The organism is Actinomadura sp. HBU206391 (assembly GCF_014323665.1).
Lineage (GTDB): Bacteria > Actinomycetota > Actinomycetes > Streptosporangiales > Streptosporangiaceae > Actinomadura_C.
In genome coordinates this window covers 1-7680 of the sequence record NZ_JABVEB010000252.1, presented here as the reverse complement: position 1 = coordinate 7680, position 7680 = coordinate 1, and the positions used below count along the sequence as shown (strand labels likewise).

Genomic DNA, 7680 nt, shown 5'->3' with positions numbered 1-7680 from the left:
CCGCCATTCCGGTCGTGCCCGCCGAGCTCTACGGCCCCTGTCCGCCGCCGGTCGCGCCACCGCCGGACGGCTGAGGGCCGGGCGCCCCGACGCGGCGGGCCAGATCGTCCGCAGCATGCTGATGACCGCCAAGGCACTGCGTGACGATCCCCGCTTCGAGATCAAGGCCGGTGCCCTGCTGTCGATCCTCGTTGTGGCCGTCCGGGGGGAAGGCCCTCAGAGGCCCCCCGCCCGGCTGACGCCGAGACCGCGTCGGCGGTGCTCGGCGCGGCGGCGGCGATCGACTTCGCGTGGTGCCGCCTCGCGCACGACGTCCCCGTCCCCGCCGGGGGATTCACCGTCCCGGGCGCCTATGAACAGGGTTCGCCGCCGGAACCATCGGAAGACGCCGGTCCCTGACCGACGCCACGGGGCCGGCGTCTCATGCGGGACGAGCGGCGGGCCTGACGCGAAGTGTGGGAATGATCTTCGAGACCACGGCGAGGTCTCGTGCTTTCAGCTCGCCCTTGGAGTGAACGCCGTAACGGGCCTTGTGGTAACGCGCGAGCCCGTCCGGCAGGTACTTGTTCAAGTCCGAACTCGGCTACGGATCTCGGCTCTCCACAATGCGGGCAATGTCGTGCGACCGCCCCCCGCTTCCAGTAAAGCGGACATTGCGGATCATTGGCCGCCCTTCTGTACATAAGATCGGACGAATTCCTCTGCGTTCTCTTCGAGGACCTCATCGATCTCATCGAGAATGGCGTCGACGTCGTCGGTGAGCTTGTCCTGCCTGTCCTGGACGTCTTCGGTGGTAGAGGCCTGAGCCTCCTCCACCTCCTCGTCACGCCGGGTGGTCTGCTTCTGGCCACCCGTGTCCTTCGTCGCCATGCTCAGCCTCCGTATACGCCGGGAGTCCGACTCTACCCTCGACCACCGACAACGAGCGAAGATCACGGTCCGTTCCGCCCGTCGCCGTCGATGGAGGGCTCTGCCGGGGTTATCGCCCGTATCCGGACCACTGAAACGGGCAAACCGGTCACGACCGAGCGACAGTCGCAACCAACCCGGCGGGACGGCTGCGTCAGTTGTGACCGGTGAGCGCCGCGACGAGGTCCGAGGCCGTCCGGCAACGGTCGAGCAGCCCCCCTACGTGCTGCTTGGTGCCACGCAGGGGCTCCAGCGTCGGCACCCGCTGCAGAGACTCCCTGCCGGGCACATCGAAGATCACAGAGTCCCAGGACGCCGCGGCGACCGCGTCGGCGTACTGACGCAGGCATCGGCCGCGGAAGTACGCTCGCGTGTCCTCGGGCGGGTCCTCGACGGCCGCGGTCACCTCGGCCTCGGTGACGATCCGCTCCATGCGGTCGCGCGCCACGAGCCGGTTGTAGAGGCCCCGGTCGGGCCGGATGTCGGAGTACTGGAGGTCCACGAGCTGGAGGCGGGGATGCGACCAGTCCAGCCCGTCACGGCTGCGGTAGCCGTTGAGCAGTTCGAGCTTGGCCACCCAGTCGAGCTCCCGCGACAGCTGCGACGGGTTCTCGCCCAGCCGGTGCAGCACCGATTCCCAGCGGTTCAGCACGTCCGCTGTGCTCTCGTCCACATCGGCGCCGAAGCGGTCCTCGACGTACTTGCGGCTCTGCTCGAGGTATTCCAGCTGCAGTTGCACGGCGGTCATCTTGCGGCCGTCCCGCAGCGTCAGGAGGTGTTTGAGGCTCGGATCGTGCGACACCGCACGCAGGGCCGCGACGGGCATGTCGACCGACAGGTCGACGGTGAGGAAGGAATCCTCGATCATGGCGAGCACCAGCGCGGTGGTGCCGACCTTGAGGTAGGTCGACACCTCGCTCATGTTGGCGTCGCCGATGATGACATGCAGGCGCCGGTACTTCTCCGGGTCGGCGTGCGGTTCGTCCCGGGTGTTGATGATGGGCCGCTTGAGCGTGGTCTCGAGACCGACCTCGACCTCGAAGAAGTCGGCTCGCTGGCTGATCTGGAAGCCCTCGCTGCGCCCGTCGACGCCGATGCCGACCCGGCCGGCGCCGCACACCACCTGCCGGGACACGAAGAACGGCGTGAGGTGCCGGACGATCTCGGAGAACGGGGTCTCGCGCTTCATCAGATAGTTCTCGTGGCAGCCGTAGGAGGCGCCCTTGTTGTCGGTGTTGTTCTTGTACAGCTGGATCGGATGGGTGCCGGGCACCATCGCCGCGCGGCGGGCGGCGTCGGCCATCACCCGCTCGCCGGCCTTGTCCCAGATCACGATGTCCCGCGGGTTGGTGCACTCCGGCGTGGAGTACTCGGGGTGCGCGTGGTCGACGTACAGCCGGGCGCCGTTGGTGAGGATCACATTGGCCAGTCCGAGGTCCTCGTCGGTGAGCTGGCTGGGGTCGGCCACCTCACGGGCGAGGTCGAAACCACGGGCGTCTCGGAGCGGGTTCTCCTCCTCGAAGTCCCACCGGGCCCGCCGGGCCCTGGCCGCGGAGGCGGCGAGGTAGGCGTTGACGACCTGTGAGGAGGTCACCATCGCGTTCGCACCTGGCTGACCTGGTACGGAAATGCCGTACTCGGTCTCGGTCCCCATCACCCGCCGAACACTCATATGGACGAGCCTAGTGTGCTTTGGGCCGTGCCCCGAGAGGCACCACGGGATCGTGACCCGAATGGGCGCTCGCTCAACACAGTCATCAGCCCCCCGAATAGATCATATTTTTGCAGGTGATGACGGCATTACGGGATTCCCGCCATCCTGACTCGGCGGGAGTTCGCACATGACTGAAGGTGAATTCCCGCCGTTCGGACGGCCTCGGGCGGCGTCGGCCACAGCGGGCGGCGGGGCGGGCGGTCCGCCCCGCCGGGGCTTGCGGGATCGATCCCCGGGCCGGTGATGCCACCGACGTCGGGCGGTCCCGCAAGCCCCCGCGTCAAGACCTCACAGATACTGACCGGTGTTCGCCACCGTGTCGATGGACCGTCCCGCCTCAGTGCCCTGCTTGCCGGAGACGAGCGTGCGGATGTAGACGATCCGCTCGCCCTTCTTACCGGAGATCCGAGCCCAGTCGTCCGGGTTGGTCGTGTTGGGCAGGTCCTCGTTCTCGCTGAACTCGTCGACGCACGCCGCGAGCAGATGGGTGACGCGCAATCCCTTCTGGCCGGTGTCGAGGAACTGCTTGATCGCCATCTTCTTCGCCCGGTCGACGATGTTCTGGATCATCGCGCCGGAGTTGAAGTCCTTGAAGTAGAGCACTTCCTTGTCACCGTTGGCATAGGTGACCTCCAGGAAGCGGTTCTCCTCCGTCTCGCTGTACATCCGCTCGACGACCCGCTGGATCATCGCCTCGACCGTCGCCTCGTTCGAACTGCCGTGTTCCTTCACATCGTCGGGGTGCAGCGGCAGACCGGTGAGGATGTACTTCGAGAAGATGTCCCTGGCCGCCTCCGCGTCCGGCCGTTCGATCTTGATCTTGACGTCCAGGCGGCCGGGCCGCAGGATCGCCGGGTCGATCATGTCCTCGCGGTTCGAGGCGCCGATGACGATGACGTTCTCGAGCCCTTCGACGCCGTCGATCTCCGACAGCAGCTGCGGCACGATCGTGTTCTCAACGTCCGAGGAGACCCCGGATCCACGGGTACGGAAGATGGAGTCCATCTCGTCGAAGAACACGATGACCGGAGTGCCGGCGGAGGCCTTCTCACGAGCCCGCTGGAAGACCAGGCGAATGTGCCGCTCGGTCTCGCCGACGTACTTGTTGAGCAGCTCCGGGCCCTTGATGTTGAGGAAGAAGCTCTTGCCCTCCTGCCCCGTCTTCTCCGCGACCTGCTTGGCGAGCGAGTTCGCGACCGCCTTGGCGATCAGGGTCTTGCCACAGCCGGGCGGACCGTACAACAGGACGCCCTTGGGGGGACGGAGCTGGTGTTCACGGAACAGATCGGCGTGCAGATACGGCAGCTCCACCGCGTCGCGGATCTGCTCGATCTGCGGACCGAGCCCGCCGATCTCGGAGTAGGAGATGTCGGGAACCTCTTCGAGGACGAGCTCTTCGACCTCGGCCTTGTGAATCTTTTCGTAGGCGTATCCGGATCGGGTCTCGAGCATCAGCGAGTCGCCCGCCCGCAGCGGGACGCCGCGCAGCGGCTCGGCCAGTTTGATGACGCGCTCCTCGTCGGCGTGCGCGATCACCAGCGCCCGTTCGCCGTCTTCGAAGACCTCCTTGAGCATGACGACCTCGCCCTGCTCCTCGAAGTCCAACGCCTCCACGACGTTGAGCGCCTCGTTGAGCATGACCTCCTGGCCACGCTTGAGTTCCTCGAGCTCGACACCCGGGCTGACATTCACCCGCAGCTTGCGACCGCCGGTGAAGATATCGACCGTTCCATCGTCTCGAGCCTCCAGGAAGACGCCATAACCGGACGGCGGCTGCGCCAACCGGTCGACCTCCTCCTTGAGGGCGATGATCTGCTCCCGTGCCTCCTTCAGTGTCGACACGAGACGCTCGTTCTGACCGCTTACGGCGGCCAGATTGGCTTGCGCCTCATGGAGGCGTTCTTCCAGCACACGTACTTGGCGGGGGGATTCCGCGAGCTTGCGGCGCAGCACAGAGATCTCCTCCTCAAGGAAGGAAACCTGAGTTTGGAAGTCACGAACCTCCTTGTCGTGCTGCGCCCTGCGCGCCCCAGCATCGTCACGAGCGGCCACGCCCCGTCACCTCCTCACGAAGAGCCGACGACCTACTCAGAACCCTACCTATCTGGAGCGGTTCCGTAACCTGCCCAATAGGTGGCCGTGTCGTGCCGAACCGATCACCCTCCGTGAGGCCGGGTGACTGTCGGGAGGACAGAGGTCTGTCAGGGCCCGCGATAGCCATCAAGAACATCACAGAAGGGTATGAACGCCGCAAACTTCACGCTTCCGCAGAATTGATGTCGCTCTCCGCGGGCTGCACCGGGCGTTGTGTGAATTCGACGTTAATCCCGTCACCAGTCGTAGCGCCCATGTCTCCCTCGGCGGCCTCGCCGTAGGCGCCCTTGGCCGGCCGGCGGCGACGCCGTGGCGGCACCACACCGTCGGCCAGGCGGCGCGCCGTGACGAGGAAGCCGGTGTGCCCGACCATCCGGTGATCGGGCCGCACCGCGAGCCCTTCGACGTGCCAGGACCGCAGCATGGTCTCGAAGGCGTACGGTTCAGCGAACGAACCGTGCTCGCGCAGCCCCTCGACCACCCGTGACATCTGGGTGGTCGTGGCGACGTACGCGCACACCATCCCGCCCGGGATCAGTGCCTTGGCCACCGGGTCGAGGCACTCCCACGGCGCCAGCATGTCGAGGACGACCCGGTCGACCTCGGTCTCGTCGATGGCGTCCTGGAGCGAACCGACGGTGAGGCGCCACGACGGGTGCGGACCGCCGAAGAACCTCTCCACGTTCGACCGCGCCACCTCGGCGAAGTCCGGTCGGCGCTCGTAGGAGGAGACGCGTCCGCGCTCGCCCACGGCGCGCAGCAGCCAGCAGCTCAGAGCGCCGGAGCCGGCTCCGGCCTCGACCACCCGGGCGCCGGGGAAGACGTCGGCCATGGTGACGATCTGAGCCGCGTCCTTGGGGTAGACGACGGCGGCGCCGCGCGGCATCCGTACGGCGTAGTCGGCCAGCAACGGGCGGAAGGCGAGGTATTCGGTGCCCCCGCTCGAACGCAGCACGATGCCCTCGGGACGACCGATGATCTCGTCGTGGGGTACGGAACCCTTGTGCGAGTGGAACAGCTTGCCCGGCTGGAGCGTGATGGTGTTGATCCGCCCCTTGGGGTCGGTGAGCTGAACCTGGTCGCCGGCACGGAAGGGGCCGTGCGGGATGCGGCCGGTGGAGTCGCTGATCGGGATCGGTTCGCTCATGTCGGTCAGGTTATCGGGGCCTGGGCGGGCGCTTCGCCGCGGCCGGGACGCGGGCTCAGACGCCGGCGAAGGCTCGATCGAGGTCGCTGACGGCCAGCACGCCGTAGACCCTGCCCGTCGGCTCGACGAGCAGGTACTCGGTCGCCGGAGCCTTGCGGATGGCGACGACGAGATCCTCACCGGACAGATCGGCGGGGAGCTCCAGGCCGGGTTCGAGCCCGCGGGACAGATCACCGACCTCGATCCAGGGACGGCGGTTCTGCGGGGTCGCGAGCACCGCCTGCTCGCTGACCAGGCCGGTGGGGCGTCCGTCGTGGTCGACGATGACGATGGCGCCGGAGCCCTCCTCGTGCGCCCTCCGCACCGCCTCGGCGAGCGGAACCCCCGCGGTCACCAGGGTGGCCCGGCGGGCCAGCCGGCGGGCCTGCAGCAGCGGGATCCGATCGCGCACGCGCTCGGTGCGGATCGCCTGGGTCGCGCCGACCCAGATGAACGAGGCGATGAGGGCCGACCAGATCAGCGAGACCCAGCCGAAGCCGAGGTCGTCGGCGCGGTAGGTGGCGGCGAAGGCGCCGGCGACGAGCACCAGGACCGCGACGGCCCGGCCGACCCAACCGGCGACGATCGTGCCCGTCCTCGGCTGTCCGGTGACCTTCCAGATGGCGGCCCGGATCATCCGGCCCCCGTCCAGCGGCAGACCCGGCAGCAGGTTGAACACGGCGACCGCGAAATTGGCGAACGTGACCGCCTCGACCAGGAGCCGGGCCACGTCCGGCAGCGTCGCGAGCAGGGTGAGCAGGCCGACGGCGCCCAGCACCAGCGACAGCAGCGGCCCGGCGAACGCGATCAGGAACTCGCGCCCCGGGCTGCGGGGTTCTCGCTCGATCTCGGACACCCCGCCGAGGATGTGCAGGGTGATCGCCCGTACGGGCAGCCCGAACAGCCGCGCCACCACCGAGTGGCTGAGCTCGTGGACGAACACGGACGCGTACAGGAGCACGGCGTAGGTGAACGCGACCAGGTAGCTCGCGGGCCGGTCGACCACCCGTGACGCGGGCTCTTCGAAGATCCAGGTGATCACGACGGCCACGATGAACCAGGTGGGCGAGACGTACACCGGGATGCCGAACAGGCGCCCCATGAGCAGTCCCGGCCGGCGGCTCGCGTGCTCGTCTTCGCGCCCGGGTGTCCCCCCGGCGCCCGGGGTGCTGTCTGCCACGATGTCGATGCTATGCCCTCGGTGGTCATGACCCGGGCGGATGCCCCGAGCGTGGCCCGCGATGCCCCACGGCTCGAGGATGCGGGAATTCGTCGTGGCCGTCCCCTACGCTTCCGCTCATGACGACCACAGCGGGCCCGGCCGTGCCAGTGATCGGATCACTGTCCCCCTCGCGGGCCGGGGACTTCATGACCTGCCCGCTGTTGTACCGCTTCCGGGTGATCGACCAGATCCCCGAGAAGCCGAGCCCGGCCGCGGTGCGGGGCACCCTGGTGCACGCGGTGCTGGAGCGGTTGTTCGATCTCCCCGCCGCCGAGCGCACGGTGCCGGCGGCGCTTGATCTGCTGGATCCCCAGTGGGAGCGTCTTCTCGGCGAGGACGCCGGGCTGGCCGCGTTGTTCGCCGACGACGCCGAGGGGGTCGCCGAGCGCGCCGAGTGGCTGGCCCAGGCCCGGCAGATGCTGGAGCGCTACTTCGCGCTGGAAGACCCTCGCCGGCTCGAGCCGGCGGAGCGGGAGATGTTCGTCGAGACGGTGCTGAACTCGGGGCTGAAACTGCGCGGGTACATCGACCGGGTCGACGTCGCCCCCACCGGCG

7 protein-coding genes are annotated in these 7680 nt (G+C 68.1%); 1 reads left to right on the top strand and 6 read right to left on the bottom strand.

The window, feature by feature from the left end; genetic code table 11:
- Positions 1–421: 421 nt before the first annotated feature.
- The 6 genes from HKK72_RS33115 to HKK72_RS33090 form a co-directional block, all read right to left on the bottom strand.
- A complete protein-coding gene (locus HKK72_RS33115; RefSeq protein WP_187238366.1) occupies positions 422–571 on the bottom strand; it encodes a hypothetical protein in 150 nt (49 codons plus the stop codon).
- A gap of 89 nt (positions 572–660) precedes the next feature.
- Positions 661–870, bottom strand: a complete 210-nt coding sequence (locus HKK72_RS33110; protein ID WP_187238365.1) for a ubiquitin-like protein Pup — start codon at positions 868–870, stop codon at positions 661–663.
- Positions 871–1063: 193 nt separating this feature from the next.
- Positions 1064–2581, bottom strand: coding sequence for a depupylase/deamidase Dop (gene dop / locus HKK72_RS33105; RefSeq protein ID WP_187238364.1), 1518 nt, complete (start codon positions 2579–2581; stop codon positions 1064–1066).
- 330 nt (positions 2582–2911) lie between these two features.
- Positions 2912–4675 (bottom strand): proteasome ATPase, encoded by a 1764-nt coding sequence (arc, locus tag HKK72_RS33100; RefSeq protein WP_187238363.1) that lies wholly within the window; start codon positions 4673–4675, stop codon positions 2912–2914.
- Positions 4676–4880: 205 nt separating this feature from the next.
- The gene (locus HKK72_RS33095; protein WP_410050368.1) at positions 4881–5846 is read right to left on the bottom strand and encodes a tRNA (adenine-N1)-methyltransferase; all 966 of its coding nucleotides are present in this window, start codon (positions 5844–5846) and stop codon (positions 4881–4883) included.
- A 73-nt stretch (positions 5847–5919) separates the two neighbouring features.
- Complete coding sequence (locus tag HKK72_RS33090) at positions 5920–7083, bottom strand: M50 family metallopeptidase (protein WP_315987573.1); 1164 nt, start codon at positions 7081–7083, stop codon at positions 5920–5922.
- Between the two features lie 119 nt (positions 7084–7202).
- Between HKK72_RS33090 and HKK72_RS33085 the strand changes: the two genes are divergently transcribed.
- Positions 7203–7680: RecB family exonuclease (locus tag HKK72_RS33085; RefSeq protein ID WP_187238361.1), on the top strand; the 478-nt coding region annotated here is incomplete at its 3' end.

What these genes read in the sequence shown, in the direction of transcription:
- dop (WP_187238364.1), bottom strand. Translation starts at nt 2,581, where the DNA reads ATGAGTGTTCGGCGGGTGATGGGGACCGAGACCGAGTACGGCATTTCC.
- HKK72_RS33110 (WP_187238365.1), bottom strand. Translation starts at nt 870, where the DNA reads ATGGCGACGAAGGACACGGGTGGCCAGAAGCAGACCACCCGGCGTGAC.